Raw genomic sequence first — 25,241 nt, 5'->3', positions numbered from 1 at the left:
ACGGGCATCGGATTGCGTCTGGGGCAGAGCCCCCTGAGTCAGGGGGCGGCCGCGAAGCGGCGGGGGTATGGGAGTTGGTAAGGGGGCCCGCGTTTCGCGCAGCGAAGCGTGGGAGCGACAGCGCGCATGCGTTGGCGCGTACCCGGGCGCCGCCCGGCCGAACTACAATCCCGCTCATGGTGAATTTCTCGAACAACCCCCGCCGGGGCCGCCGGTGAGCGGCCGCGGTGGCAATGACGGCCAGGTCCGCATCATCGGCGGGCGCTGGCGCAATACCCGCCTGCCGGTGCCGACCCTGCCGGGCCTGCGGCCCAGCAGCGACCGCGTGCGCGAAACGCTGTTCAACTGGCTGATGCCCCGGCTGGGCGGGGCGCGGGTGCTGGATCTGTTCGCCGGCAGCGGCGCGCTGGGCCTGGAAGCCGTCTCCCGCGGTGCGGCGCACGCCACCCTGGTCGAGCGCGATCCCCAGCTCGGCCGCAACCTGTCGGCCGCCGTCGCCAAGCTGCAGGCCGCCGGGCAGGTCACCGTGGTCCAGGCCGATGCCCTGCGCTGGCTGCAGGGCGCGCAGGCGCAGCAGGCTGATCTGGTCTTCATCGACCCGCCGTTCGCCGATGGCCTCTGGCAGGACGTGCTGGCCCAGCTGCCACGCCACCTGGCCGCCGATGCCTGGCTGTACCTGGAATCGCCGGCCGGCCACGTGCCCGTGCTGCCGCCGGAATGGCTGATGCACCGCGAGGGCGGCACCCGCGAGGTGCGCTTTGCCCTGTACCGCCGCGCCGCTGCTACACTTTGACCTCATCTGAACATCTGCATCCGCCCATGACCGTGGCCAACCGCCGCATTGCCGTCTACCCCGGCACGTTCGACCCCATCACCAACGGTCATATCGACCTGGTGAGCCGGGCCGCGCCGCTGTTCGAAAAGGTCGTGGTGGGCGTGGCGCAGAGCCCGTCCAAGGGCCCGGCGCTGCCGCTGGAGCAGCGCGTGCAGCTGGCCCGGGGTGCCCTGGGCCACCACAGCAATGTCGAAGTCATCGGCTTCGATACCCTGCTGGCCCATTTCGTACGTTCGGTCCAGGGCGGGGTGCTGCTGCGCGGCCTGCGCGCGGTGTCCGACTTCGAATACGAATTCCAGATGGCGAGCATGAACCGCCACCTGATCCCGGAGGTCGAGACCCTGTTCCTGACCCCGGCCGAGCAGCACAGCTTCATTTCGTCCTCGCTGGTCCGCGAGATCGCCCGCCTCGGTGGCGACGTGTCCGGTTTCGTGCCGGCCGCCGTGCTTGAGGCGCTGCGCAAGGTCCGCGAAGCGAAGTCGGCGCAGTCGTAAATCCTGCCCGCCGCGGCAGGGCCAGTAGTACCACGCACCCCCATTACGTAAACCACACGCACCACTCGGGAGGAAACCCATGAACACCACCATGCGCGCGATGCTGATCGCTTCGTTTGCCCTGGCCTTCACCGCCTGCAAGAAGGAAGAGGCCGCTCCGGTCGAAGACGCCAAGCAGGCCCTGGTCGCTCCGGCCAAGGAAGACGATGCAGGCTGGAAGAAGTACCTGCAGGAAGTGGCGATCCAGAACATGGGCACCATCACCAACAGCCCGTTCCTGTATTACCTCTCGCCGGAATCGGATCCGGACTTCCAGGCCAAGTACGAGCGCCAGACCGAAAGCGCGACCCAGGCCGTGGCCCGTGGCGTGCAGCCGGGCAACATGCTGGCCTTCGGTTCGTCGGCCTCCGGCAAGATGGCTGACATGATCCAGGCCGTGTTCAAGGACGTCTCGCCGGATTCGATGAAGGGCGTGCGCGTCGTCTTCATCGGCCAGTCCGCAGACAACGCCCGCGTGCAGGCTGTCGTGCAGCCGACCGGCGCCGAGTACATTTTCGTCGAAGCCAAGTAAGACCGAGCCATGGCGGCCATGCTCCGGCATGGCCCGGGCGCTGCCACCCCGGTGGCACTGCCGATGACCTGACCGGCCCGCGCGCCCGCGCGGGCCGGTCCTTGTCCCAAGGCGCGGGCGAGGAGTATCGCCATGTCGCTGAAAATCAACGAGCTCTGCGTCAACTGTGACGTCTGTGAGCCGGCCTGCCCGAACCAGGCCATTTCGATGGGTGAAACCATCTACCTGATCGACCCTGCGCGCTGCACCGAATGCGTGGGTCACTTCGACGAACCACAGTGCGTGGTCGTCTGCCCGGTCGAATGCATCGACCCGGACCCGGAGATCGTGGAAACGGAAGTCCAGCTGCTGACCAAGTTGCGCCGACTGCAGCACGATCACCCCGAACTCTATGCGGAGCCCCCATCCGAATGAAGACGCTGATCGTCCGTCCCCTGCTGCTGCTCGGCCTGGTGCTGAGCCCGCTGGCGTGGGCTGAAACCACCGCCCGTGCCGAGCGCCCCGATGGCGCGGCCATCGCCAGCGGTCATGCGCTGGCCACCCAGGCCGGCATCGACATCCTGGCGCAGGGCGGCAACGCCTTCGATGCGGCCGTGGCGGTGTCCTCCACCCTGGCCGTGGTCGAGCCGATCAGTTCGGGCTTGGGCGGCGGTGGCTTCTTCCTGCTGCACGATGCGGCCACCGGCAAGGACATCATGCTGGATGCGCGCGAGACCGCCCCGGCGGCCGCGACCCCGCAGGCGTTCCTGGACAAGCAGGGCAACCTGGACCGCGACCGTTCGGTCAACGGCCCGTGGTCGGCCGGTATCCCGGGCCTGCCCGCCGCGCTGGTGGAACTGTCGGCCAAGCACGGCAAGCTGCCGCTGTCGGCCTCGCTGCAGCCGGCCATCCGCATTGCCCGCGAAGGTTTCCCGGTCTATGACCGCATGGCCAAGGGCTACGCCTCGCGCCGTGAGGTGATGGAACGCTTCCCCGGTACGCGCGAGGTCTACCTGCGCAACGGCAAGCCGATCGCCACCGGCGATCTGTTCAAGCAGCCGGAGCTGGCGCAGACCCTGGAGCGCCTCGCCGCAGGTGGCCGTGATGGCTTCTACAAGGGCCAGACCGGCAAGCTGCTGCTGGAAGGCGTGAAGCAGGCCGGCGGCAAGTGGACGGCCGACGAGCTGGCCGGCTACCAGGTCAAGCTGCGCGAACCGATCGTGTTCGACTACAACGGCTGGAAGATCACCACCGCGCCGCCGCCGTCGTCCGGTGGCATCGCCCTGGCCAGCATGCTGCAGATCCTTGAAGGCTGGGACATCAAGCAGATGGATGCGGCCCACCGTACCCACCTGGTGGTGGAAGCCATGCGCCGCGCCTACCGCGACCGCACCTTCTTCCTGGGCGATCCGGACTTCGTGCAGATCCCGCAGAAAGTGCTGACCAGCAAGGACTACGCGCAGGGCCTGCGGGCCACGATCCACCCGGAAAAGGCCACCCCGAGCGACCTGCTGTCGGGCAACCCGACCCCGCTGGAAGATGACGAGACCACGCATTTCTCGATCATCGACGGCGATGGCAACCGCGTCGGCGCCACCCAGACCGTCAACCTGCTGTACGGCTCGGGCCTGATTCCCAAGGGCACCGGCGTGCTGCTGAACAACGAGATGGACGACTTCGCGCTGAAGCCGGGTACCCCCAACGCCTTCGGCGTGATGGGTTACGCGGCCAACGCGCCGAAGCCGGGCAAGCGCATGCTCAGCTCGATGACGCCCACCTTCATGGAGAACGCCGACAAGGTGGTGGTGCTGGGCACCCCCGGTGGCAGCCGCATCATCACCATGGTGCTGCTGGGCATCCTCGGCTATGACGCCGGCCTGGACGCACAGCAGGTGGCCGCCCTGCCGCGCTACCACCACCAGTGGCTGCCGGACCTGATCGAGGCCGAGAGCGATGCCTTCGACGCAGGCACCGTGAAGCAGCTGCAGGCGATGGGCCACAAGATCGACCTGCCGGGCGACGTCGCCGCCGGCGGCCGCGGCTCCAGCCACGTCTGGGGCAACCTGCAGACGGTGGAGTGGGACCGCAAGGCCAACAAGCTGTACGGTGGCAGCGATCCGCGCAACCCGGTGGGCAGCGCCCAGGTCGTGCCGGCGCACTGATGTGGCGGTAGCGCCGGGCCATGCCCGGCGAAGCAGGAATCACCAGACCCCGCCACCCGGCGGGGTTCTGCATTTTGCGGCTAGCGATTATTTAACGGGGTGCCCTCGATAATTGCCGCATGAAACTATGGTCGATTCGTGGGAACTCGCAGCGCCTGGATGGCGGCGCGATGTTCGGCAACGCGCCGCGTGCGGTGTGGGAAAAGTGGGCGGCACCGGACGAGCTCAATCGCATCGAGCTGGCCTGCCGTGCGCTGCTGGCCAGCCCGCTGGATGGCAAGACCGTGCTCTTCGAGACCGGCATCGGTGCGTTCTTCGATCCCCGCATGCGTGACCGCTACGGCGTGCAGGAAAGCCAGCACGTGCTGATCGATTCGCTGCGCGAGGCGGGTTTCGAGCACGAGGACATCGACGTGGTGGTGCTCAGCCACCTGCATTTCGACCACGCGGGCGGCCTGCTGGCGGCGTGGAGCGAAGGGCGCGGGCCGGAGCTGCTGTTTCCCAACGCGACCTTCGTGGTCGGTGCGCAGCACTGGCAGCGGGCGCTGCAGCCGCATCCGCGCGACCGCGCCAGCTTCATTCCGGAGCTGCCGGGCCTGCTGCAGGCCAGTGGGCGCCTGGAAGTGGTCGATGGCGAGTATTCGCAGGCGCTGGGCAACAGCGTGCGCTTCAGCTACAGCGATGGGCATACCCCGGGCCTGATGCTGGCCGAGATCGTGGGCCATGCGCATGCCGGCGAGGATGCGCATGGTGGCGTGGTGTTCTGCGCCGACCTGATCCCGGGGCGCTCGTGGGTGCACGTGCCGATCACCATGGGCTACGACCGCAATGCCGAGCTGCTGATCGACGAGAAGCGGCGCTTCCTGGAAGACAAGCTGGCGCGCAACGTGCATCTGTTCTTCACCCATGACCCGCAGGTGGCGCTGGCGCAGCTGGGGCGGGATGAGAAGGGGCGTTTTGTGACCCTGCATGAGCAGGGGGAGCTGAAGGCGCGCGCGCTGGGGTGAGGGGTGTTCGTTCGGCAGGGCTTGCAGCCCTGCACCTGCTCAATGCAACGGCAACGTCAAAAGCCGAAGCGGGCTTTCCGTGGGATGGCGGGGCGGTGTGGGCTTGCAGGACACGCCGTAAACCCATCCATGGGGGCTCGTAGGCGCCATCCATGGCGCCTGCGGTCCTGCAAGCCCACACCGCCCCACCTTTGACAGTTGGCCGGTGGCTGTTGGTGGGTGCCGACCGTTGGTCGGCACATCTGTCAGATATCGATATTCAAATGGGGTCGGGTGAAGTCGATGGACTCTCTTACGAGGCTTTCAGGCAGCTGCTCATGAAGGTCTTGCGGGCGTCGCCGGCGAGTTTCTTCGTCGCGGCATCGGCATTGCACTGCTTCATGCGCTCCTGCGGGGTGGCGGCCTTGGTTTCGGTGGCGTGGCCGCTCAGGCAGGCGCTCTGCGCGGTCTTGTAGGCGTCGCCCTTCAGCCCTTTGTTCTTGGCCGAGCAGTCGGCCATGCGCTGCTGTTGCGGGGTGGCGGCGGTGGCCGCCAGGGGCAGGCCGATCAGCAGGGCGGCGGCCAGCAGGAACGAGGCGTTCATGGCATCTCCAGGGCGAGCGGTGCGGGTGCGCGGAGCATTCGCCTGCTGGCTGGAAAACGACGTGAAGATCCGCGATCGTCCCGGTAACGCTTGCCTGGGCGGGGCGATCGGCGTATCGGTGGGCACCCGACCGTTCGCACAGGAGTACGCCCATGACTGCCGATGCCGACCAGCATCCGGACACCGACCTGGTCATCAGCCGCGTGTTGGCCGCGCCGCGGGCGGCGGTGTGGCGGGCGTGGACCGAGCCTGACCTGCTGCGGCAGTGGTGGTGCCCGCGGCCGTGGACCACTGAAGTGCGCGCGTTCGAACTGCGCGCGGGTGGGGCATTCCACACCTTCATGCAGGGCCCCGAGGGCGGCAGCAGCGATAACCCCGGGTGTTTCGTCGAGGTGGTGCCGCAGCAGCGCCTGGTGTTCACCTCGATGCTGGGCGGTGGCTGGCGCCCGCAGACGCCATGGCTGGGCTTCACCGCCATCATCACCCTGGCAGACGAAGGGCAGGGCTGCCGCTACACCGCGCAGGTGATGCACCCGGACAAGACAGTCCGTGACCAACACGAACAGATGGGGTTCTTTGAGGGCTGGAACATGGCCATCGACCAGCTGGAAGCGCTGGCGGCCGGGTTGTAAAGACTCGGGGTCAGAGCCCTTTCTGCGAAAGGGTTCCGACCCCTTGAACCGGATCACACCACGCGGGTACCGAAGATACGGTCGCCGGCATCGCCCAGGCCCGGCAGGATGTAACCCTTGTCGTTGAGCTGGGCATCGATGGCCGCGGTGTAGATCTCCACGTCCGGATGGGCGGCCTTGACCGCTTCGATGCCTTCCGGCGCCGCGACCAGGAAGATGCCCTTGATGCGGCGCGCGCCGGCGCGCTTGAGCATGTCGATGGTGGCGATCAGGGTGCCGCCGGTGGCCAGCATCGGGTCCAGGATCAGCGCGTCGCGCTCTTCCAGGCGGCCGGTCAGGCGCTCGAAATAGGGCACCGGCTGCAGGGTTTCCTCATCGCGCTGCAGGCCGACCACGCTCACGCGCGCGGCCGGGATCAGCGACAGCACGCCGCTGAGCATGCCCAGGCCGGCACGCAGGATCGGCACCACGGTGATCTTGGCACCGGCGATGCGCTGCACGGTGACCGGGCCGGCCCAGCCGGGCAGGGTGTGCGGCTCGGTCTCCAGGTCAGCGGTGGCCTCGTAGGCCAGCAGCGTGCCCAGTTCGTTGGCCAGCTCGCGGAAATCCTTGGTGCTGAGCGCGGCGTTGCGCATCAGGCCGATCTTGTGCTGCACCAGCGGGTGGCGCACTTCGACGATCTTCATGGTCGGGAAGGGGAATGGAGAGAGGCCCCCATTTTGCCGGATCGGCGCTGCGAAGCCCACGCCGCATGCAATGAATGTGCTGAACAGTGTCACCGCCATGCAATCTTGCGGACATACCGTGCAGACCCATTCTTCACAGGTATGGGACTCCACCGTGCACATCAAGACTCCGCTGGCCATGGCCATCACCGTGACCCTGGCGCTGGGGGCCGCAGCACCGCTGCAGGCCGCCGGGCAGCAGGCCTTGGCCGCCACCGGCGCGGTTGCCGCCGATGCCGTCGACCTGGACCGCATCGAAGTGCGCGCCCAGCTCGAATCGCAGATCCGCGCGGTCGACCTCAAGCGCAGCAGCGACGCCATCGAAGACGCCGTGTCTTCCGATGCCCTGGGCCAGTACCCGGACAAGAACGTCGCCGAATCGCTGCAGCGCCTGCCGGGCATCAGCGTGACCCGCGACCAGGGCGAAGGCCGTTTCGTGGTCATCCGCGGCCTGGATGCCAACCTCAACAGCGTCAGCATCGATGGCATCGCCGTGGGTACCCCGGAAGATTCCAGCCGCGCCGCGCCGCTGGACGTCATTCCCTCCGATTCGACCGAGCGCCTGCGCGTGGTCAAGTCGCCCACCCCGGACATGCCCGGTGATGCCATCGGCGGCGCGGTGCTGGTTGAATCGGCCTCGGCCTTCGACCGCGACGGCCGCAGCCTGCGTGGCAAGATCGAAGCCAGCCACCAGCAGCTGTCCGGCGAGACCAGCCCGAAGGCCTCGTTCAACTACAGCGAAGTGTTCGCCGATACCTTCGGCGTGGCGCTGGGCGTGAACTACCAGAACCGCAAGTTCGAGTCGGACAACACCGAAGTCGAGTACGACGGTGAGAAGGATGCCGCTCCGGGCGATGTCACCGCGATCAACCTGCAGAACCGCAAGTACGAGATCGAGCGCAAGCGCATCGGTGCCAACCTCAACATGGACTGGCGCCCGGACGAGGACAGCAAGTACTACCTGCGCACGCTGTACAGCCAGTTCGACGATGCCGAAACGCGCCAGCGCGTGATCTACAACTTCGACGACGCCGACATGGTCGCCACCGGCACCGACCAGTTCCGCCTGGACGACCTGCCGTCGGATGCGATCCAGAAGCGCATGCGCTACCGCACCAAGAAGGAAAACACCTTTGCTGCCAGCCTGGGTGGCGAGAACAAGCTGACCAACGCGGTGGTCGATTACAAGATCGGTTACACCCGTACCGAAGAGCGCGTCAACGACGAGATGGAAGCGCGCTTCGAACTGGATGCCGACGACATGTCCGGCACCCTGGACCAGCGCAGCCGCCTGCCGACCTACACGCTCAGCAGCAACGACTGGATGGACAACGCGAACTACGCGTTCGACCGCTTCGTGATCTCGCCCAAGCAGGTCAACGACGAAGAACGCAGCGCGCAGGTCAACGTGCGCTTCGACGGCGACAGCAGCAGCATCAAGTTCGGCCTGCTGGGCCGCTGGCGCGACCGTGATGTCAACGTGGACGAAAGCGAGCTGCGCCGCGGCCCGGACATCGACCTGACCACCTGGACCGCCGCCGACCCGGAACACCGCCACGGCGTGATGGGGCAGGGCATGAGCTCGGCGGCCATGCGCCGCTACTGGGCGCAGAATGGCAGCCGTTACACCGCCCGCCCGCAGGACGTTGCCGGCAACGCCGCCACCTCGCTGGAAGAGGACTACACCGCCAGCGAAGACATCTTCGCCAGCTACGCGATGGGCACCTGGGACATCGGTGCGCTGCGCATCATCGGTGGCGTGCGCGTGGAAAACACCCGCTTCAAGGCCACGGGCAACAGTGTCGAGCTGGACGACGATGACGGCTACACCGTCAACCCGGTGCAGGCCAACCGCAGCTACACCAACGTGCTGCCGGGCCTGCACCTGCGCTACGACGCGGCCGACGACTGGGTGCTGCGCGCCTCGGCCAACAAGACGGTCTCGCGCCCGTCCTTCGGTGACATCTCGCCGCGCCGCGCGCTGAACGCCGGTGACGAAGAGCTGCGCTTGGGCAACCCGCAACTGGATCCCTACGAATCGAAGAACATCGACCTGTCGGTCGAAAAGTACATCGGCAGCACCGGCATCGTCTCGCTGGGCCTATTCCACAAGTCCATCGACGGCTACATCGTGGAAACCGTCAGCCAGAACGATCCGGCCTATGACGGCCTCGACGTGACCCGCCCGATCAATGGCCGCAAGGCCACCGTGCGCGGTGCCGAGTTCAACTGGCAGCAGCAGCTGGCGTTCCTGCCCGGCGCGCTGGACGGCCTGCTGGTCGGTGCCAGCGGCACCTGGCTGGACACCAAGTTCGATGCAGGCATCGACGGCCGCGAGGGCGAGGACTTCATGCTGCCGCGCGCTTCCAAGCACGTCTACAGCGCGCACATCGGCTACGAGAAGTACGGCCTGAGCACGCGCCTGGCCGCGGTCTACCGCAGCGAGTACCTGGACACCGTCGGTGCGGGCCGCGCGTTCGACATCTACGTCGCGCCCAACACCCAGCTCGACTTCTCGCTGGATTACAAGTTCACCCCGCGCATCAGCATGTACTTCGAAGCGCAGAACCTGCTCGACAAACCGCTGGAGCTCTACCAGGGCACCCGTTCGCGCACCCTGCAGATGGAAGAGTACGGCCGCACCTACGCCATCGGCCTGAAGGTGGCCCTGTGATGGCGCGTGGCATGACCCTGCTGGCCGCCGCGATGGCTGCCTGCCTTGCCGCTGGCTGCACGCCGGCGGAGGCTCCGGCCGGTGCCGATACCGGTGCCGCCGCGAAGGCACCGGCTGAGGCCGCGCGCTCGGTGTCGACCATCGCCGAGGCGTTCCTCAGCCCGATGACCCCGGACGACAACATCGACTCGCCCGCTGCGTGGAAGGCGCCGGACGGCAAGACCTGGCTGATCGCCACGGCCAAGGCCACCGACAAGCTGGTGGTGTATGACGGCAGCACCGGCCAGCACCTGCGCGACGTCGGCACCGCCGGCACCGCGCTGGGCCAGTTCGACCGCCCCAACGGCATCGCGGTCACCGACGACCTGCTGTGGATCGTCGAGCGTGACAACCACCGCGTGCAGGTGTTCTCGCTGCCCGATTTCACCCCGCTGGCGGTGTTCGGTGCCGACGACCTGCGCAAGCCGTATGGCCTGTGGGTCGACCGCCGCGCCGATGGCTACAGCGTGTACGTCACCGATTCGTGGGACAACGGCGAGGATGCACAGGGCAAGGACATCCTGCCGCCGCTGGCCGAGCTGGACAAGCGCGTGCGCCAGTACCACGTCACCCGCGATGGCGCCAAGGTTCAAGCGACCCTGGCGGCCAGCATCGGCGATACCAGCGAGGCCGGCGCACTGCGCGTGGTCGAATCGATCTGGGGCGACCCGGCCAACGATCGCCTGCTGATCGCCGAGGAAGACGAAAGCTACGCCAGCGAGTTCAAGGTCTACACGCTGGCTGGCCGTTTCACCGGCACCACCTTTGGCCGCGATGTGTTCAAGGCGCAGGCCGAAGGCGTGATGCTGCGCACCTGCGGCAAGGACGGCTGGTGGATCACCACCGAGCAGGGCAAGCAGCGCAGCGTGTTCCACCTGTTCGACCGCCATACGCTGAAGCCGGTGGGTGCCTTCCAGGGCAATACCGTGGCCAACACCGATGGCATCTGGATGATGCAGCAGCCGAGCCCGCGCTTCCCGCATGGCGCGCTCTACGCCGTGCATGACGACCAGGGCGTGGTCGCCTTCGACTGGGAGGCCATCGCCAAACAGCTGTCGCTGCCGCTGGAGTGTGGCGCATGAGCCGTCGTTGCATGAATGCCCTCGCGCTGGGCCTGCTGCTGGCGGTGCCCGCGCTGGGCTTTGCCGCCGCCGAACCGAACACCCAGGTGCCGGTGGGCAGCCACCACTATGCAGCTACGACCGTGCCGGACCGCATCGTCGCCTCGCCGTCGGTCGACCCCAGCCAGGGCTTCGCCGTGGCCTGGCGTACCGACGGCAGCGTGCAGGCGCCGCTGCTGGAAATCGCCCTGGCCGGTGATTCGCCGGCCATCGAGGGCATCCGCCAGGTGCGCGCGAAGACCCAGGAACTGAAGACCGAGAACGGCGTGTCGCACCACCATCGCGCCGAAGTTGATGGACTGAAGCCGGACACCCTGTACGTGTACCGCGTGCAGGGCAATGGCAGCTGGAGTGCCTGGAACCAGCTAAGCACGCTGGGCAAGGCCGGCGAGCCGCTGACCCTGCTGTATTTCGGCGATACCCAGAACAAGAACCTCAGCCATGTCAGCCGCGTGGTGCGTGCCGCGCAGAAGACCGCACCGGAGGCACGCATGAGCCTGTTCGCCGGTGACCTGGTCAGCGGTGGCGACGGTGCCGATGACAGCGAATGGGGCGAGTGGTTCGCCGCCACCAGCTGGCTGGCGCAGGAAACCCTGGTGGCCCCGGCCATCGGCAACCACGAGTACTTCGAAGAGTTCGAGGACACCCCGCAGGAACGCCGCGTGCTGGGCAAGCACTGGCCGGTGACGTTCGCGCTGCCGGGCAACGGCGCCGCAGCCGCGGCCAGCAGCACCTACTGGTTCGACGTGCAGGACGTGCGCGTGGCCGTGCTCGATGGCACGTCCGCACTCGATCTGGGTACGGCCAAGGCGCAGGCGCAGTGGCTGGACAAGGTGCTGGCCAACAACCCGCACCCGTGGACGATCGTGCTGCTGCACCAGCCGTTCTATTCGCCGCGCGAAGGCCGCGAGAACGCGGCGCTGCGCGACGTGCTGCTGCCGGTGGTCCGCCGCCACAACGTCGACCTGGTGCTGCAGGGCCACGACCACACCTACGGCCGCCGCGGCGAAGGGCAGGCCGCTACGCCGCAGTACGTGGTGACGGTGGCTGGCCCGAAGCAGTACCGCCTGTCCGACGAGGCACGCCGGACCATGGACCCGGTGGCCGAGGACACCCAGCTGTTCCAGGTGCTGAAGATCGACCCGCAGCACCTGCGCTACGAAGCCCGCACCGTCACCGGCCGGTTGTACGATGCCTTCGAGCTGCGCCGCGACGCCGCTGGCGGCAAGCAGCGGGTGGAGCTGCGCGAAGACCGCATCGCCCCGCGCGACTGCCCGCGTGCGCAGACCGCCAAGGGCCGTGCCGACCGTTGCTGGGAATGAGGAGGAGTGACCGCATGAATGCATCCCGACGCATCGCCCCGCTGGCCGCCCTGGGCGCAGCCCTGCTGCTGGTGGCCGGTGCCGTGACCGCCGCCGACAGCGTGCTGCACCCGTTCCTGGCCGCGCAGCCGAAGCAGGCCCCGGCCGAAGTGAACCTGGCGGTGGAGATCCCGGCCGGCAGCTTCACCAAGTACGAGATCAAGGAAGACGGCCTGGTGCACGTGGATCGCTTCCAGTCGATGCCGGTGGCCTATCCGGCCAACTATGGCTCGATGCCGCGCACGCTGGCCGGTGACAACGATCCGCTGGATGCGCTGGTGCTGACCCGCGAACCGCTGCACCCCGGCGTGATCGTGCGCTTCCGTCCGATCGGCTACCTGAAGATGATCGATGGCGGCGAGCACGACGAGAAGGTGATCGGCGTGCCCACCGACAAGGTCGACCCGACCTACGCCAACATCCGCGACCTGTCCGATCTGCCTGAGATCGAACGGCAGCGCATCGAGGCGTTCTTCCGGGTCTACAAGGACCTGCCGGCCGGCCGCAACCCGGTGCAGCTCAATGGCTGGGGCAATGCCGCTGAGGCCCGCGCGCTGATCAGCGAGGCGATGAAGCGCTTCGAGGCTGTCCCGACGCGTTGAGAGGGAATGGCACACGCTGCGGCAACCGGATAGGCTGCCGCAGCGCGGTGCTGTGCCGCGGGGGAGCGGCACACGGATGGATGCGAACTGGGTGATCGGGCTGGTGCTCGTCTGGATGCTGCTACCGGGCTTTTTCTTCGGCGGGCGCTACAAGGCGGACCTTTCCTCGCCTCGTCTCTGGCGGCGCTGGCTGAACCGTGCCGTGTTGTACCCGTGATTCCACCTCATCGCGGCCGTACTGCTGATGCACCTGGGCAACGGATTGTCTTCGCTGCGCCCGGAACTGGGCGAGGGCCTGCAGGATCTGGGGCATGGCCCCGCTGGTTTCGTGCTGCTGCCGTTTCCCCTGGCCGTGGTGCTGATGACCATCCCCGTGCGCCTGCAGCGCGTGCTTCGCGGGCGACGCTGGAAACCCGGTCCGGACCCGGAGCCCGCAGTGCTGCCGCAGGCAGTCGCAGCCATCAGGCCGCGGTCGCGGGATTATGGGCAGATCGATCTTGCCGACCCGGCCATGATCGAGGAACTGGCGCGCAGCCACTGGCAGGTCATGGATGCTGCCGATCGACGAGGGCTGGGGCTGGATCATGCCGAGCGGCTGCAGCGTGGTTTCCTGCGCTACCTGCTGCTGCTCGATGACCGGCAACTGGCCGAGCAGGCGGCTTCGGTCTATCGGCGGGCGATGATCGCCCATGCCTGGGACGGCCAGCGCGAACGCGGCCTGTAGATCCACGCCCTGCGTGGATTCAGCCCTGCAGCGTCTCGATGAATGACTCCGCGTCGATCCGGTCGCCCAGCACCTGGGCCACCGCCTGCAGGGCCGCTTCCTGGTGCTCGGCGCGGATGCCGCCGTCGTCGTCATCGTTGTAGAGATCGTCGCCGGCTTCCAGATACACCGTGCCGGCCGCCGCCAGCGCTGCCATCAGAGTCGGCACATCCGTAGCGATCTCGCCGGCCTCCAGCAGGCCGGCGCCGTGGTGGCTGAACAACACGCGTCCGTCATCCAGGTTGAGGATGAAGGGATCCGCGCCGCGGTCGGCAATTACCAGCCATTTCGACGGCCAGCTGTCGATCGGCTCGCCGCTGATGCCATTCCAGCGATAACCCGCCTGGTGGCGCCACAGGCGTTGCAGCGGGGGAACCCACACCTCAAGGCCGGGGATGGTGATGCCGGCACGGCCGACCTTGGCATTGATCTCGCGCCCCAGCGGCCCGACCTGCGCGTAGAAACGCGCCAACACAGGCGGCAGCGGGAAGGGACCGTCCCAGTCCTGTCCGTCCTGGGCCTGCAACGGGCCGAAACGGGCGAAGGCAGCGTGCAGGTCATCCATGGCGACGTTGTTCCGGTAATGGGCCCGGCAGCCTAGCAGACGGCCCTGCGTGCAATGCCTTCACCGCCGCTGGCTATCATGTGCGCCATCAAGAACGAAGGCGATGCACGTGTCGGTAGCGTTGGTGTGGTTCCGCCGCGATCTGCGGCTGCAGGACAATCCGGCCCTGCAGGCCGCGCTCGATGCCGGCCATGACGTGGTGCCGGTCTACATTCATGCGCCGCAGGAAGAGGGCGAATGGGTGCCTGGCGCAGCGTCGGATGCCTGGCGAAACCGCTCGCTGGCCGCGCTCGATGCTGACCTGCGCGCGCGTGGTTCTGCCCTGGTGCTGCGCAGCGGCGACAGCCTGGACGCGCTGCAGGCGCTGATCGAAGAGACGGGCGCCGAGGTCGTTTACTGGAACCGCAAGTATGAGCCGGCCACCCAGCCGCGCGACGCCAGCATCAAGCGCACCCTGCGCGAGCAGGGCGTTGATGCGCAGAGCTGCAACGGCAGCCTGCTGTTCGAGCCGTGGGACGTCGCCACCCAGCAGGGGCAGCCGTACAAGGTGTTCACCCCGTACTGGCGCAACGTGCTCAGCCACTGGCGCTTGCCTGCGCTGCAACCCGCGCCGAAGAAGCTGGCATCGCACGGCGTCGCCAGCCTCGCGCTGGAGGAACTGCAGCTGGCGCCGGCGCTGGACTGGGACACCGGCTTCTGGGAGCACTGGCAGCCCGGCGAAGCGGGTGCGCTGGAGGCGTTGTCGGTGTTCGAGGATGGCGCCCTGCGCGGGTACCGCGAGCAGCGTGACCTGCCGGACCGTGTAGGCACCTCGCGGATGTCGCCGCACCTGCATTTTGGTGAAATTGCACCGTGGCGCATCGCCCATGCGCTGGAAGGCCTGCGCAGTGCCGGCACCGATGCCGATATCGACGGCTACCTGCGCCAGCTCGGCTGGCGTGATTTCGCCTATCACCTGCTGCACCACTTCCCGAAGACGCCGAACGAGAACCTCAATCCGCGCTTTGATCGCTTCCCCTGGGCCAACCCCAGTGGCGCGCAGCTGCACGACTGGCAGCGTGGCAACACCGGCGTGCCGATCGTCGATGCGGGCCTGCGCGAGCTGTGGCATACCGGTTACATGCACAACCGGGTGCGGATGATCGTTGCCAGCTACCTGTGCAAGCACCTGCGCGCGCACTGGCTGCACGGCGCGCGCTGGTTCTGGGACACGCTGGTCGATGCCGACCTGGCCAACAACACGATGGGCTGGCAGTGGGTGGCGGGCACCGGGGCCGACGCGGCGCCGTACTTCCGCGTGTTCAATCCGGTCACCCAGGCTGAGAAGTTCGATCCGCAGGCCCGTTACATCACCCGCTGGGTGCCGGAACTGGCGGCGCTGCCGGTCAAGGCGCGCTTCGCGCCGTGGCAGCATCCGCTGCTGCTTGCCGACAAGGCGCCGGGCTACCCGCGCACCCCGCTGGTGGACCTGGCTGCAGGCCGCGACGCCGCGCTGGCGGCCTACCGGAGCACGGGCGGCGCGTAAAGGTCGCCGATGAAGGCCGGCTCAGAAAGCTGAATGCAGCACGTCCGGCCTTCACATCCATCATCCCGGCATCGCGCCGGGCTGTATATCCTCCGGGTCGTTCGCACGCCGCACTGGCCGGCATCCAAGGAGACCACCATGATCCGCAATACCACCCGCAACGTCGCCCTGGCCCTGATGACCGCTGCCGCGCTGACGGCGTGCGCCACCGGCGGCTCCTATGTGCAGAGTGACCAGTACGGCAACCCGACCGAACAGCAGAACCGCACCGGTCGTGGCGCCCTGATCGGTACCGCCGTCGGCGTGGCCGCTGGCCTGCTGAGCGGCAACAGTGCCACCGAACGTCGCCAGCACGCACTGGTCGGCGCCGGCATCGGCGCGCTGAGTGGCGCGGCCATCGGCAACTACCAGGATCGCCAGGAACGCGCCCTGCGTGAGCGCACCGCCAACACCGGCATCGACGTGCAGCGCCAGGGCGACAACATCACCCTGAACCTGCCGGACGGCATCACCTTTGATTTCGGCAAGTCGGCGTTGAAGCCGCAGTTCTACGGCTCGCTCAACGGTGTTGCCAGCACGCTGAATGAGTACAACCAGACCATGATCGAAGTGGTCGGCCACACCGACAGCATCGGCAGCGACGCGGTGAACAACCGCCTGTCGAAGGAGCGCGCGGATTCGGTGGCCCAGTATCTGGTCGGCCAGGGCGTGCAGCAGGTGCGCATTGAAACCCTGGGCGCCGGCAAGGCCTATCCGATTGCCGACAACAGCACCGACGCCGGCCGCGCGCAGAACCGCCGCGTGGAGATTCGTGTGATTCCGCTCAAGCAGTAACGCGCAGCGTTACTGCTTGAGCCGGTCCGGCCTTGGGCCGGAACGAAAATGCCGCCCTTGCAGGCGGCATTTTTGTGGGTGCCGAGCGTTGCTCGGCACGCCATGGCGTCTGCAGTCGAGCATGGCTCGACTCTACAAAAAGCGGTCGAGCAAGCTCGACCACTACGAGAGCGTCGACACATCACCCCGCCGCCGTCGGCCGCACCACGATCTCGTTCACGTCCACGTCGCCCGGCTGCTCGATCGCGAACCGCACTGCGCGGCCGATCGCATCAGGCTGCAGCGCGATGGCGCGGTACTGCACCATCGCCTCCGCGGCGACCGGGTCGGTGATGGTGTCGGCCAGCTCGCTTTCCACCACGCCCGGGTGGATGCAGGTCACCCGCAGGTCGCGATGCTCCTGGCGCAGTCCCTCGGAGATCGCGCGCACGGCGTACTTGGTCGCGCAGTACACCGCTGCCGTCGGCACCACCGACAGCGCACCGATCGAGGCGATGTTGATGATCTGGCCCTGGCCACGCGCCTGCATGTGCGGCAGCACGGCGGCGATGCCGTGCAGCACGCCGCGGATGTTGACGTCGATCATCCGGTCCCACTCGTCCACCTTCAGCGAGGCCATCGGCGAGAGCGGCATGACGCCAGCGTTGTTGACGATCACGTCGATACTGCCGAACTCCGCCAGCGCCATCGCAGCGAACGCTTCGACCTGCGCGCGCTGGGTCACGTCCAGTGCCTGCACCCGCACCTGCGCACCTTGTCCGCGCAGTTCGTCGGCGAGTGCCTGCAGCCGGTCGAGGCGGCGTGCGCCGAGCACGAGGCGCGCGCCAGGCTGGGCCAGTGCTCGGGCGATGCCGGCACCGATGCCACTGGATGCGCCGGTGATGAGGATGGTTCGGGAAAGGCTCATGGCAGGACTCCTGGACGGGGAAAGGGTCGGTCTGGACCCGGTGCCGCCACGGTAGATCCCCCACGTTGTCGCGATAAGATGCCGATTGCCGATCAGCCTGTTAAGGACTGCTAACCAATGTCCGTGGATCTCAATGCCCTTGCGGTGTTCCAGCGGGTGGCCGAATGCCGCAGCTTCACCGGCGCCGCCGAGCAGCTGGGCGTGACCCGGTCTGCGGTCAGCCAGACGATCAGCAAGCTGGAACAGGCGCTGGGCATCGCCCTGGTCCTGCGCACCACGCGCAGCGTCAACCTGACCGATGCAGGGCAGGCGCTGCTGTCCTCGGTGCGGCCGGCGCTGGCAGAACTGGATACCGCGCTGGAGGCGACCCAGCGTCGCCAGGCTGCCGTATCCGGGCAATTGCGGCTCGCGGTGTCCTCCATCGCTGAAGCCTTTCTGGCCGGGCCGATGCTGGCCAGCTTCGCGGCGCGGCACCCGGCGCTGCAGCTGGACATCACGGTGAGCGACGAGGAATTCGACATCGTCGGTGCGGGCTTCGATGCCGGCGTGCGCCTGGGCGAAGTCATCGCCCAGGACATGGTGGCGGTACCGGTGTCGGCACGGCAGCGGCAGCTGGTGGTGTGCGCGCCGGCGTACCGCGATCAGCATGCGCTGCCCACGCATCCGCGCGAGCTGGCCGATCATCGCTGCATCGGTTGGCGCAGTGCGCCGGGCAAGGCGCCGTATCGCTGGGAATTCGAAGAGCGCGGACGGGAGTTCAGTGTCGATGTGCAGCCGGAAATCACCAGCAACGACATGGGCGTGATGGCGCGCCTGGCGGTGGCCGGCGCGGGCATCGCCTTCGGCATGGAAGAGACGTGGCGGCCGTGGCTGCAGCGCGGCGAACTGGTGCCGCTGCTGGAGCCGTACTGCCCGCGTTTCGCGGGCTTTTTCCTGTATTACCCGAGCCGCCGCCAGGCCGAACCAAAGCTGCGCGCGCTGGTCGAGCACGTATTGGGTTGATGGGCGGTGACGTGCCGGCCTGCGGCCGGCACTACCGTCGATCATGCCGCAGCAGTGACCTTCTCGAGGATGCGCTTGCCGCTGTTTTCCAGCGCGGCATCTTCCTTTTCCTGCTGCTGCCGTGCCAGCTTCGCCGCCGGGCACTGCGCCAGCATGTAGTTGGCGTCGAAGTTGAGCTTCTCCACCAGGAAATCAACGAAGGCACGCACCTTCGGCGAGACCAGGCGGCCGCCGGCAAACACCGCGTTGAAGTCCACTTCCGGCCCGGTCCAGCCGGCCAGCACGCGGCGCACCATGCCCGATTCGACGAACGGCTTGGCCATCACGTCGCCGGTCAGCAGCAGGCCTTCGCCGCACACCAGCGCGCCGTTCAACGCCGACATGTCGTTGGCGGTCATCAGCGGCGTCACCGGGAAATCGCGCAGCTCGCCACCGTTCTCGCCCAGCTGCCAGGTGAAGCGCGGCGAATTGCCGGTGTGGTACGGCTTGCGCATGGCCAGGATGCGGTGGAACTGCAGTTCCTCCGGGTGCAGCGGTTCGCCGTAGCGTTCGATGTAGGCCGGGCTGGCAAACACCTGCGTGCGCAGGCTGCCCAGCTTGCGCGCCACCAGGTTGGAATCGGGCAGCGCACCCACGCGCAGGGCAAGATCGGCTTCGCCTGCAATCAGGTCCAGCTTCTCGTTGCCCAGGTGCATGTCCAGGCGGATTTCCGGGTACTGCGCGTGGAACTGGCCCAGCAGCGGCGCGATCCAGGTAATGCCGATGGAGTAGGGCACGGTGAAACGCAGCCAGCCACGCGGGCCGGACTGCAGCTGGCTCACCGCACTCTCGGCTTCTTCCAGTTCGCGCGCGATGCGCTGGCAGTGCTCGTGATAGATCGAACCGGCTTCGGTCAGGCCGAGGCGGCGCGTGGTCCGGTGCAGCAGGCGCGCGCCCAGGCGCGTTTCCAGCTCCTGCACTTTGCGGCTGACCGTGGTCTTGGGCAGGCCGAGCGATTTGGCAGCGGCAATGAAGCTGCCTTGCTCGACCACCTTGACGAAGATCAGCGTCTCGTTGAGATCGTGGGACATGGTCGGGATCCTGGACGGCGGGGATGGGACAATCGTGACAGATCGATTGGACCGGGGACGGGATGATTATTCCCCTTAATCCGGACTAATCAAGTAAAGGTTTGAGGTCTATCGTGGCGCCATTCGTGAAATGGAGCTCGTCCCCCATGAGCCTGCGCAACATTCTTGCCCACTTCCGGCGTGCCGGCCAGAACGCTCTGGACCTGGCAATGACCGTCGAAGCCCGCCCCAGTTCCTTGGTACACAAGGATTTCCGGGAGTTCACCGCGCCCATGCGTAACCAGCGCGGCAGCTCGATCCGCCTGTCCGCCCAGCAGGGCGATCGACTGCGTCGAATTGGGACTATCCCGGATTTGGGAGGAAATGTCCCGTGAATGGGATTCTGACGCCTGAAGTCCTGGTTCTCGGCGGCACCGGTGCCGTCGGCCAGGGCGTGGTCGGCGCTCTGCTGGAGGCCGGCAGTCCGGTCCTGGTGGTGGGGCGCGACCCGGGCCGACTGGCGGCACTGCACGAGCAGTTCGCCGATGAGCCGGGCCTGCAGACGATGCTGGGCTCGCTCAGTGACGACGGCTCGGCGAAGGTGCTGGCCGAACGCGTGGCGCAGCGTCCGCGCCCGCTGGCCGCGGTGGTCGCGGCGATGGGCGGGCCGTACAACCGCGGCCGTGTCATCGACCGCAGCGGCGATGCGCTGCTGGGTGCGATGCAGGCCGACCTGATGCCGCACGCCCATGCGGTGCGCCACCTGATGCCACTGCTGCAGGACAACCCGCATGCCCGCCGCTACGTGATGATCGGCAGCCCCGCCGGTGCCAAGCCTTGGGCGGGCTACGGTGAAACTTCCATCACCACCGCTGCGCTGCGCATGTACGCGCAGGTGGTGCACCAGGAAGCGCAGGCACTGGGCGTGCGTGCGCAGATGCTGGAAGTGTGCAGCCCGGTCTGCACGCCGGCCAATGCGGCCAATGCCTGCATCGAGTGGCCGAGCTCGCTGCTGGTTGGCCGCCGCGTGGTGTCCCTGCTGGACGGATGCCGCGACAACCGCGCCATCGTCCGCTGCGACAACAGCGATGCGGAACTGCCGCGCGGCCTGTTGAACCTCGACCTGCCACCGCTGTGGCGCGACACCGCAGGCGTTGCTTGACCTCAACCATCGTTGAGGTCGCAGGCTACGCCGCCGATTTACCGATCTTCGATTCCTACGCTGTACCACCCCTTCCGTACGGATGCATGCCATGACTTCCCCCAACACCACCTCACACCGTTTCAGCCATCGCCTGGCGATGGCCGGCGTGTCGATCCTCGCAGCCGCGGTGCTGGCCGCCTGCAGTGGCGGCCATGCCGAAGAGGCCGGCGCACCGCCGCCGCCGCAGGTCAGTGCCGCCCCGGTGCTGGTCAAGCCGATCAGCCAGTGGGACGAGTTCAGCGGCCGCGTCGAGGCCGTGCAGAGCGTCGAGCTGCGCCCGCGCGTGTCCGGCTACATCGACAAGGTCAATTACGTTGAAGGCGAAGAAGTGAAGAAGGGCGCTGTCCTGTTCACCATCGACGCCCGCAGCTACCAGGCCGAGTACGATCGCGCCGCCGCCGAACTGGCCCGTGCCCGCACCCAGGCCAGCCTGGCCCGCAGCGAGTCCGAGCGCGCCAAGCGCCTGTCCGAGCAGCAGGCCATCTCCACCGAGACCGCCGAGCAGCGTCGCGCTGCGGCTGACCAGTCCGGTGCGGCGGTGCAGGCTGCGCAGGCAGCATTGGATGCCGCGCGCCTCAACCTGGAATTCACCAAGGTGCGCGCGCCCATCGACGGCCGCGCCGGCCGCGCGATGGTCACCGCCGGCAACCTGGTCACCGCCGGCGACAGCGCCAGCGTGCTGACCACGCTGGTCTCGCTGGATACGGTGTTCGTGTACTTCGATGCCGACGAAAGCACCTTCCTGCGCTACGCCCAGATGGCCCGCAAGGGCGAACGCCCGAGCGAGCGTGACAGCGAGCTGCCGGTGAAGGTCGGCCTGTCCGGTGAAGAAGGTTACCCGCACACCGGCAAGGTCGATTTCCTCGACAACCAGGTGGCCCGCAGCACCGGCACCATCCGCGTCCGCGCACTGCTGGACAACGCCGACCGCCAGTTCACCCCGGGCCTGTTCGCCCGCGTGCAGCTGCTGGGCAGCGGCCAGTTCCAGGCCATGCTGATCGACGACAAGGCCGTGCTGACCGACCAGGACCGCAAGTACGTCTACGTGGTCGACAAGGATGGCAAGGCCCAGCGCCGCGACATCCAGCTCGGCCGCACCGCCGAAGGCCTGCGCATCGTCCAGAGCGGCCTGGCCGCCGGTGACAAGGTCATCATCGACGGCGTGCAGAAGGTCTTCATGCCGGGCATGCCGGTGCAGGCCAAGGCGGTGGCGATGCAGCCCTCGCCGGCGCCCGCACCGGGCCGCGATGCCACCGCCGCCCTGAACCACTGATCCGCCGTCTCCTGATCCAAGTGTCCGCTTAGCTGTCGGCGCCAGCGACAGCCTTCCCTGCCTTCGTCATTTTGACGAGGGGCAGGGCGGCTGTTGCCCGTCGGCGGCATTTCCCAGGAATTCCTCCATGGACTTTTCCCGTTTCTTCATCGACAGGCCGATCTTCGCGGCGGTGCTGTCGATCGTGATCTTCGCCGCAGGCCTGATCTCGATCCCGTTGCTGCCGATCGGCGAGTACCCCGAAGTGGTGCCACCCTCGGTGGTCGTGCGCACGGTCTACCCCGGCGCCAACCCCAAGGTCATCGCTGAAACCGTGGCCACCCCGCTGGAAGAGGCGATCAACGGCGTCGAGGGCATGATGTACCTCAAGTCGGTGGCCGGCTCCGATGGCGTGCTGCAGATGACCGTCACCTTCCGCCCGGGCACCGACCCGGACGCCGCAGCGGTGAAGGTGCAGAACCGCGTGGCGCAGGCGCAGGCGCGCCTGCCCGAGGACGTGCGCCGGCAGGGTGTGACCACCCAGAAGCAGTCGCCGACGTTCCTGATGGTGGTGCACCTGACCTCGCCCAATGGCAAGTACGACACCCTGTACCTGCGCAACTACGCCCGCCTGCACGTCAAGGACGCGCTGGCCCGTATCCCGGGCGTGGGCGATGCACAGATCTTCGGTGGCGGTGACTACGCCATGCGCGCCTGGCTGGACCCGGACAAGGTGGCCTCGCGTGGCCTGACCGCCAGCGACGTGGTGCGCGCCATGCGCGAGCAGAACGTGCAGGTTTCGGCCGGCCAGCTCGGTGCCGAGCCGCTACCCAACAGCCAGTTCCTGACCCTGATCAATGCCCAGGGCCGGTTGAAGAGCGAAAAGGAATTCGGCGACATCGTGCTCAAGAGCGGCACCGATGGCGAGATCGTGCGCCTGTCCGATGTGGCCCGCGTGGAACTGGGCGCCGGCGACTACACCCTGCGTTCGCAGCTGGATGGCAAGAACGCGGTCGGCATCGGCGTCTTCCAGTCGCCGGGTGCCAATGCGCTTGAGATCCGTGATGCGGTCATCGGCACCATGGACGAGATGCAGAAGACCATGCCTGCCGACGTGAAGTATGAAGCGGTGTATGACACCACCATCTTCGTGCGCGATTCGATCAAGGCCGTGGTGTCCACCCTGCTCGAAGCCATCGCCCTGGTGGTGCTGGTGGTGATCCTGTTCCTGCAGACCTGGCGTGCCTCGATCATTCCGCTGATCGCCGTGCCGGTGTCGGTCGTGGGTACCTTTGCCGCGCTGTACCTGCTGGGCTTCTCGATCAACACGCTGAGCCTGTTCGGCCTGGTGCTGGCGATCGGCATCGTGGTCGATGACGCGATCGTGGTTGTGGAAAACGTTGAACGCAACATCGAGGAAGGCCTCACCCCGCTGGCTGCGGCCCACCAGGCCATGCGCGAAGTGTCCGGCCCGATCATCGCGATCGCGCTGGTGCTGTGCGCCGTGTTCGTGCCGATGGCCTTCCTGTCCGGCGTCACCGGCCAGTTCTACAAGCAGTTCGCCGTCACCATCGCCATCTCCACGGTGATCTCGGCCATCAACTCGCTGACCCTGTCGCCGGCCCTGGCCGCGCGCCTGCTGAAGCCGCATGACGCCGCCAAGGATGCGCCGACGCGCATCATCGACCGCCTGTTCGGCTGGGTGTTCCGCCCGTTCAACCGCTTCTTCAAGTCCAGCTCGGAGAAGTACGAGCGTGGCGTGTCGAAGATCCTCGGCCGTCGCGGTGCAGTGTTCGTGGTCTACGCGATCCTGCTGGTCGGTACCGGCGTGATCTTCAAGCTGGTGCCGCCGGGCTTCATCCCGACCCAGGACAAGCTGTACCTGATCGCCGGCGTGAAGCTGCCGGAAGGTTCGTCGATCGCGCGTACCGATGAAATGCTGCGCAAGGTCGCCAAGATCGCCCAGGAAACCGATGGTGTGGCCCACACCATTTCGTTCCCCGGCCTCAACGCGCTGCAGTTCACCAATACGCCCAACACCGGCGTGGCGTTCATTCCGCTCAAGCCGTTCAACGAGCGCCATGGCCGTACCGCCGCGCAGATCAACGCCGAGATCAACCAGAAGATCGCCGGCCTGCAGGAAGGCTTTGCTTTCGCCCTGATGCCGCCGCCGATCCTCGGCCTGGGTAACGGCAACGGCTACCAGATGTTCATCGAGGACCGTGGCAACCTGGGTTACGGCGCGCTGCAGAATGCCGTGCAGTCGATGCAGGGTGCCGTTGCGCAGACCCCGGGCATGGCCTTCCCGATTTCCAGCTACCAGGCCAACGTGCCGCAGCTGGATGCGGAAGTGGATCGCGTGAAAGCCAAGGCCCAGGGCGTGCAGCTCACCGAACTGTTCGACACCCTGCAGACCTACCTCGGTTCGGCCTACGTCAACGACTTCAACCAGTTCGGTCGTACCTGGCAGGTGATCGCCCAGGCCGACGGCCCGTTCCGCGAGAGCGTCGAAGACATCGGCAAGCTGCGTACCCGCAATGACCGCGGCGAGATGGTGCCGATCGGTTCGATGGTCACCATCAAGCAGACCTTCGGCCCGGACCCGGTGCTGCGCTTCAACGGTTACCCGGCGGCCGACCTGGCCGGTGAGGCCGATCCGCGCCTGCTGTCTTCGGCCGAAGCGATGAACAAGCTGACCGAGATCGCCGACAAGGTGCTGCCGGTGGGCATGACCACCGAATGGACCGACCTGAGCTACCAGCAGGCCACCCAGGGCAAGGCCGCCTTCATCGTGTTCCCGGTGGCGATCATGCTGGCCTTCCTGGTGCTGGCAGCGCTGTACGAAAGCTGGTCGCTGCCGCTGGCGGTGATCCTGATCGTGCCGATGACCCTGCTGTCGGCCCTGTTCGGTGTGTGGATGACCGGCGGCGACAACAACGTGTTCGTGCAGGTCGGCCTGGTGGTGCTGATGGGCCTGGCGTGCAAGAACGCGATCCTGATCGTCGAATTTGCCCGCGAACTGGAAATGGGCGGCAAGGGCATCGTTGAGTCGGCCCTGGAAGCCTGCCGACTGCGCCTGCGCCCGATCGTGATGACCTCCATCGCGTTCATCGCCGGCACCGTGCCGCTGGTCCTGTCCCATGGTGCAGGCGCCGAAGTGCGCTCTGTCACCGGCATCACGGTGTTTGCCGGCATGCTGGGCGTGACCCTGTTCGGCCTGTTCCTGACCCCGGTGTTCTACGTGGCCCTGCGCAAGTTCGTCACCCGCAACGGCGGTGGCCAGCTGGTGCAGCACGGCGAGCCCACCATTCCCCACTGACATGCACCCCGCGGTCGCCGGCATTGGCTGGCGACC

25 protein-coding genes are annotated in these 25,241 nt (G+C 67.3%); 20 read left to right on the top strand and 5 right to left on the bottom strand.

What is annotated here, in order from left to right:
* Window positions 1–214: 214 nt before the first annotated feature.
* From rsmD to AC3WL7_RS12825, 6 genes are all read left to right on the top strand, one after another.
* Window positions 215–793 (top strand): 16S rRNA (guanine(966)-N(2))-methyltransferase RsmD, encoded by a 579-nt coding sequence (rsmD, locus tag AC3WL7_RS12850; protein ID WP_492750603.1) that lies wholly within the window; start codon window positions 215–217, stop codon window positions 791–793.
* A 26-nt stretch (window positions 794–819) separates the two neighbouring features.
* Window positions 820–1,329: a pantetheine-phosphate adenylyltransferase gene (gene coaD / locus AC3WL7_RS12845; protein ID WP_008267036.1), complete on the top strand. Its 510-nt coding sequence runs from the start codon at window positions 820–822 to the stop codon at window positions 1,327–1,329.
* Between the two features lie 79 nt (window positions 1,330–1,408).
* The gene (locus AC3WL7_RS12840) at window positions 1,409–1,900 is read left to right on the top strand and encodes a hypothetical protein (protein WP_079221515.1); all 492 of its coding nucleotides are present in this window, start codon (window positions 1,409–1,411) and stop codon (window positions 1,898–1,900) included.
* A 132-nt stretch (window positions 1,901–2,032) separates the two neighbouring features.
* A complete protein-coding gene (locus tag AC3WL7_RS12835) occupies window positions 2,033–2,314 on the top strand; it encodes a YfhL family 4Fe-4S dicluster ferredoxin (RefSeq protein WP_492750601.1) in 282 nt (93 codons plus the stop codon).
* Complete coding sequence (gene ggt, locus AC3WL7_RS12830; protein WP_492750599.1) at window positions 2,311–4,041, top strand: gamma-glutamyltransferase; 1,731 nt, start codon at window positions 2,311–2,313, stop codon at window positions 4,039–4,041. Before AC3WL7_RS12835 ends, ggt begins: the two co-directional genes overlap by 4 nt.
* A gap of 119 nt (window positions 4,042–4,160) precedes the next feature.
* Window positions 4,161–5,048, top strand: coding sequence for an MBL fold metallo-hydrolase (locus tag AC3WL7_RS12825; RefSeq protein ID WP_079221518.1), 888 nt, complete (start codon window positions 4,161–4,163; stop codon window positions 5,046–5,048).
* A gap of 292 nt (window positions 5,049–5,340) precedes the next feature.
* Here the strand turns inward: AC3WL7_RS12825 and AC3WL7_RS12820 are convergent, their stop codons facing one another.
* Window positions 5,341–5,631 carry a PsiF family protein gene (locus AC3WL7_RS12820; RefSeq protein ID WP_108746485.1) on the bottom strand — a complete coding sequence of 97 codons (291 nt, stop codon included), beginning with the start codon at window positions 5,629–5,631 and terminating at the stop codon, window positions 5,341–5,343.
* 152 nt (window positions 5,632–5,783) lie between these two features.
* Between AC3WL7_RS12820 and AC3WL7_RS12815 the strand changes: the two genes are divergently transcribed.
* Window positions 5,784–6,263, top strand: a complete 480-nt coding sequence (locus tag AC3WL7_RS12815; protein ID WP_079221520.1) for an SRPBCC family protein — start codon at window positions 5,784–5,786, stop codon at window positions 6,261–6,263.
* 53 nt (window positions 6,264–6,316) lie between these two features.
* On the opposite strand, the gene upp is transcribed toward AC3WL7_RS12815, so the two are convergent.
* Window positions 6,317–6,949: a uracil phosphoribosyltransferase gene (gene upp / locus AC3WL7_RS12810; RefSeq protein ID WP_079221521.1), complete on the bottom strand. Its 633-nt coding sequence runs from the start codon at window positions 6,947–6,949 to the stop codon at window positions 6,317–6,319.
* 178 nt (window positions 6,950–7,127) lie between these two features.
* Here upp and AC3WL7_RS12805 point away from each other — a divergent pair, with 178 nt between their 5' ends.
* The 6 genes from AC3WL7_RS12805 (at window position 7,128) to AC3WL7_RS12780 (ending at window position 13,509) form a co-directional block, all read left to right on the top strand.
* Complete coding sequence (locus AC3WL7_RS12805; protein WP_234458683.1) at window positions 7,128–9,662, top strand: TonB-dependent receptor; 2,535 nt, start codon at window positions 7,128–7,130, stop codon at window positions 9,660–9,662.
* On the top strand, window positions 9,662–10,783 hold the full coding sequence (locus AC3WL7_RS12800) for a phytase (protein WP_492750595.1): 1,122 nt from the start codon (window positions 9,662–9,664) through the stop codon (window positions 10,781–10,783). Before AC3WL7_RS12805 ends, AC3WL7_RS12800 begins: the two co-directional genes overlap by 1 nt.
* Before the next feature lie 11 nt (window positions 10,784–10,794).
* A complete protein-coding gene (locus AC3WL7_RS12795) occupies window positions 10,795–12,144 on the top strand; it encodes a purple acid phosphatase family protein (protein WP_492750669.1) in 1,350 nt (449 codons plus the stop codon).
* Between the two features lie 14 nt (window positions 12,145–12,158).
* Window positions 12,159–12,785 (top strand): inorganic diphosphatase, encoded by a 627-nt coding sequence (locus AC3WL7_RS12790; protein WP_492750593.1) that lies wholly within the window; start codon window positions 12,159–12,161, stop codon window positions 12,783–12,785.
* A 76-nt stretch (window positions 12,786–12,861) separates the two neighbouring features.
* Window positions 12,862–13,002, top strand: a complete 141-nt coding sequence (locus tag AC3WL7_RS12785; protein ID WP_492750591.1) for a hypothetical protein — start codon at window positions 12,862–12,864, stop codon at window positions 13,000–13,002.
* 27 nt (window positions 13,003–13,029) lie between these two features.
* On the top strand, window positions 13,030–13,509 hold the full coding sequence (locus AC3WL7_RS12780; RefSeq protein WP_492750589.1) for a hypothetical protein: 480 nt from the start codon (window positions 13,030–13,032) through the stop codon (window positions 13,507–13,509).
* Window positions 13,510–13,528: 19 nt separating this feature from the next.
* Here the strand turns inward: AC3WL7_RS12780 and AC3WL7_RS12775 are convergent, their stop codons facing one another.
* Complete coding sequence (locus AC3WL7_RS12775; RefSeq protein ID WP_492750587.1) at window positions 13,529–14,113, bottom strand: hypothetical protein; 585 nt, start codon at window positions 14,111–14,113, stop codon at window positions 13,529–13,531.
* 109 nt (window positions 14,114–14,222) lie between these two features.
* On the opposite strand from AC3WL7_RS12775, the gene AC3WL7_RS12770 reads away from it, so the two are divergent.
* Both AC3WL7_RS12770 and AC3WL7_RS12765 read left to right on the top strand, forming a co-directional pair.
* Window positions 14,223–15,638, top strand: a complete 1,416-nt coding sequence (locus tag AC3WL7_RS12770; protein ID WP_492750586.1) for a cryptochrome/photolyase family protein — start codon at window positions 14,223–14,225, stop codon at window positions 15,636–15,638.
* A 138-nt stretch (window positions 15,639–15,776) separates the two neighbouring features.
* Window positions 15,777–16,472 carry a YiaD family glycine zipper/OmpA-like lipoprotein gene (locus tag AC3WL7_RS12765; protein ID WP_079221528.1) on the top strand — a complete coding sequence of 232 codons (696 nt, stop codon included), beginning with the start codon at window positions 15,777–15,779 and terminating at the stop codon, window positions 16,470–16,472.
* A gap of 181 nt (window positions 16,473–16,653) precedes the next feature.
* Here the strand turns inward: AC3WL7_RS12765 and AC3WL7_RS12760 are convergent, their stop codons facing one another.
* Window positions 16,654–17,379 carry an SDR family oxidoreductase gene (locus AC3WL7_RS12760; RefSeq protein WP_108759470.1) on the bottom strand — a complete coding sequence of 242 codons (726 nt, stop codon included), beginning with the start codon at window positions 17,377–17,379 and terminating at the stop codon, window positions 16,654–16,656.
* Window positions 17,380–17,496: 117 nt separating this feature from the next.
* Between AC3WL7_RS12760 and AC3WL7_RS12755 the strand changes: the two genes are divergently transcribed.
* On the top strand, window positions 17,497–18,381 hold the full coding sequence (locus AC3WL7_RS12755; RefSeq protein WP_492750584.1) for a LysR family transcriptional regulator: 885 nt from the start codon (window positions 17,497–17,499) through the stop codon (window positions 18,379–18,381).
* A gap of 41 nt (window positions 18,382–18,422) precedes the next feature.
* Here the strand turns inward: AC3WL7_RS12755 and AC3WL7_RS12750 are convergent, their stop codons facing one another.
* Window positions 18,423–19,451, bottom strand: a complete 1,029-nt coding sequence (locus tag AC3WL7_RS12750) for a LysR family transcriptional regulator (protein ID WP_108746490.1) — start codon at window positions 19,449–19,451, stop codon at window positions 18,423–18,425.
* Between the two features lie 146 nt (window positions 19,452–19,597).
* Here AC3WL7_RS12750 and AC3WL7_RS12745 point away from each other — a divergent pair, with 146 nt between their 5' ends.
* The 4 genes from AC3WL7_RS12745 to AC3WL7_RS12730 all read left to right on the top strand — a co-directional run bounded on the left by AC3WL7_RS12745 (window position 19,598) and on the right by AC3WL7_RS12730 (window position 25,205).
* Window positions 19,598–19,825 carry a hypothetical protein gene (locus AC3WL7_RS12745; protein ID WP_108746491.1) on the top strand — a complete coding sequence of 76 codons (228 nt, stop codon included), beginning with the start codon at window positions 19,598–19,600 and terminating at the stop codon, window positions 19,823–19,825.
* Window positions 19,822–20,592 carry an SDR family NAD(P)-dependent oxidoreductase gene (locus AC3WL7_RS12740; RefSeq protein ID WP_492750582.1) on the top strand — a complete coding sequence of 257 codons (771 nt, stop codon included), beginning with the start codon at window positions 19,822–19,824 and terminating at the stop codon, window positions 20,590–20,592. The genes AC3WL7_RS12745 and AC3WL7_RS12740 overlap by 4 nt, the downstream gene beginning before the upstream one ends.
* Before the next feature lie 91 nt (window positions 20,593–20,683).
* Window positions 20,684–21,907 carry an efflux RND transporter periplasmic adaptor subunit gene (locus AC3WL7_RS12735; protein ID WP_174208682.1) on the top strand — a complete coding sequence of 408 codons (1,224 nt, stop codon included), beginning with the start codon at window positions 20,684–20,686 and terminating at the stop codon, window positions 21,905–21,907.
* A 127-nt stretch (window positions 21,908–22,034) separates the two neighbouring features.
* Entirely contained in the window at window positions 22,035–25,205 is a 3,171-nt protein-coding gene (locus AC3WL7_RS12730) for an efflux RND transporter permease subunit (RefSeq protein WP_492750580.1), read from the top strand.
* Window positions 25,206–25,241: the final 36 nt, after the last annotated feature.

This window comes from Stenotrophomonas sp. FW305-3-2-15-E-LB1, from assembly GCF_058787375.1.
The sequence above is the reverse complement of the archived record's forward strand: the minus strand, read 5'-3'. Positions and strand labels throughout refer to the sequence as shown.

What these genes read in the sequence shown, in the direction of transcription:
- AC3WL7_RS12780 (WP_492750589.1), top strand. Translation starts at nt 13,030, where the DNA reads ATGCACCTGGGCAACGGATTGTCTTCGCTGCGCCCGGAACTGGGCGAG.
- AC3WL7_RS12820 (WP_108746485.1), bottom strand. Translation starts at nt 5,631, where the DNA reads ATGAACGCCTCGTTCCTGCTGGCCGCCGCCCTGCTGATCGGCCTGCCC.
- AC3WL7_RS12745 (WP_108746491.1), top strand. Translation starts at nt 19,598, where the DNA reads ATGAGCCTGCGCAACATTCTTGCCCACTTCCGGCGTGCCGGCCAGAAC.
- upp (WP_079221521.1), bottom strand. Translation starts at nt 6,949, where the DNA reads ATGAAGATCGTCGAAGTGCGCCACCCGCTGGTGCAGCACAAGATCGGC.
- AC3WL7_RS12805 (WP_234458683.1), top strand. Translation starts at nt 7,128, where the DNA reads ATGGCCATCACCGTGACCCTGGCGCTGGGGGCCGCAGCACCGCTGCAG.
- AC3WL7_RS12790 (WP_492750593.1), top strand. Translation starts at nt 12,159, where the DNA reads ATGAATGCATCCCGACGCATCGCCCCGCTGGCCGCCCTGGGCGCAGCC.
- ggt (WP_492750599.1), top strand. Translation starts at nt 2,311, where the DNA reads ATGAAGACGCTGATCGTCCGTCCCCTGCTGCTGCTCGGCCTGGTGCTG.
- AC3WL7_RS12785 (WP_492750591.1), top strand. Translation starts at nt 12,862, where the DNA reads ATGGATGCGAACTGGGTGATCGGGCTGGTGCTCGTCTGGATGCTGCTA.
- AC3WL7_RS12760 (WP_108759470.1), bottom strand. Translation starts at nt 17,379, where the DNA reads ATGAGCCTTTCCCGAACCATCCTCATCACCGGCGCATCCAGTGGCATC.
- AC3WL7_RS12750 (WP_108746490.1), bottom strand. Translation starts at nt 19,451, where the DNA reads ATGTCCCACGATCTCAACGAGACGCTGATCTTCGTCAAGGTGGTCGAG.
- AC3WL7_RS12735 (WP_174208682.1), top strand. Translation starts at nt 20,684, where the DNA reads ATGACTTCCCCCAACACCACCTCACACCGTTTCAGCCATCGCCTGGCG.
- AC3WL7_RS12775 (WP_492750587.1), bottom strand. Translation starts at nt 14,113, where the DNA reads ATGGATGACCTGCACGCTGCCTTCGCCCGTTTCGGCCCGTTGCAGGCC.
- AC3WL7_RS12835 (WP_492750601.1), top strand. Translation starts at nt 2,033, where the DNA reads ATGTCGCTGAAAATCAACGAGCTCTGCGTCAACTGTGACGTCTGTGAG.
- AC3WL7_RS12800 (WP_492750595.1), top strand. Translation starts at nt 9,662, where the DNA reads ATGGCGCGTGGCATGACCCTGCTGGCCGCCGCGATGGCTGCCTGCCTT.
- AC3WL7_RS12795 (WP_492750669.1), top strand. Translation starts at nt 10,795, where the DNA reads ATGAATGCCCTCGCGCTGGGCCTGCTGCTGGCGGTGCCCGCGCTGGGC.
- AC3WL7_RS12730 (WP_492750580.1), top strand. Translation starts at nt 22,035, where the DNA reads ATGGACTTTTCCCGTTTCTTCATCGACAGGCCGATCTTCGCGGCGGTG.
- AC3WL7_RS12765 (WP_079221528.1), top strand. Translation starts at nt 15,777, where the DNA reads ATGATCCGCAATACCACCCGCAACGTCGCCCTGGCCCTGATGACCGCT.
- AC3WL7_RS12840 (WP_079221515.1), top strand. Translation starts at nt 1,409, where the DNA reads ATGAACACCACCATGCGCGCGATGCTGATCGCTTCGTTTGCCCTGGCC.
- coaD (WP_008267036.1), top strand. Translation starts at nt 820, where the DNA reads ATGACCGTGGCCAACCGCCGCATTGCCGTCTACCCCGGCACGTTCGAC.
- AC3WL7_RS12825 (WP_079221518.1), top strand. Translation starts at nt 4,161, where the DNA reads ATGAAACTATGGTCGATTCGTGGGAACTCGCAGCGCCTGGATGGCGGC.
- AC3WL7_RS12755 (WP_492750584.1), top strand. Translation starts at nt 17,497, where the DNA reads ATGTCCGTGGATCTCAATGCCCTTGCGGTGTTCCAGCGGGTGGCCGAA.
- AC3WL7_RS12815 (WP_079221520.1), top strand. Translation starts at nt 5,784, where the DNA reads ATGACTGCCGATGCCGACCAGCATCCGGACACCGACCTGGTCATCAGC.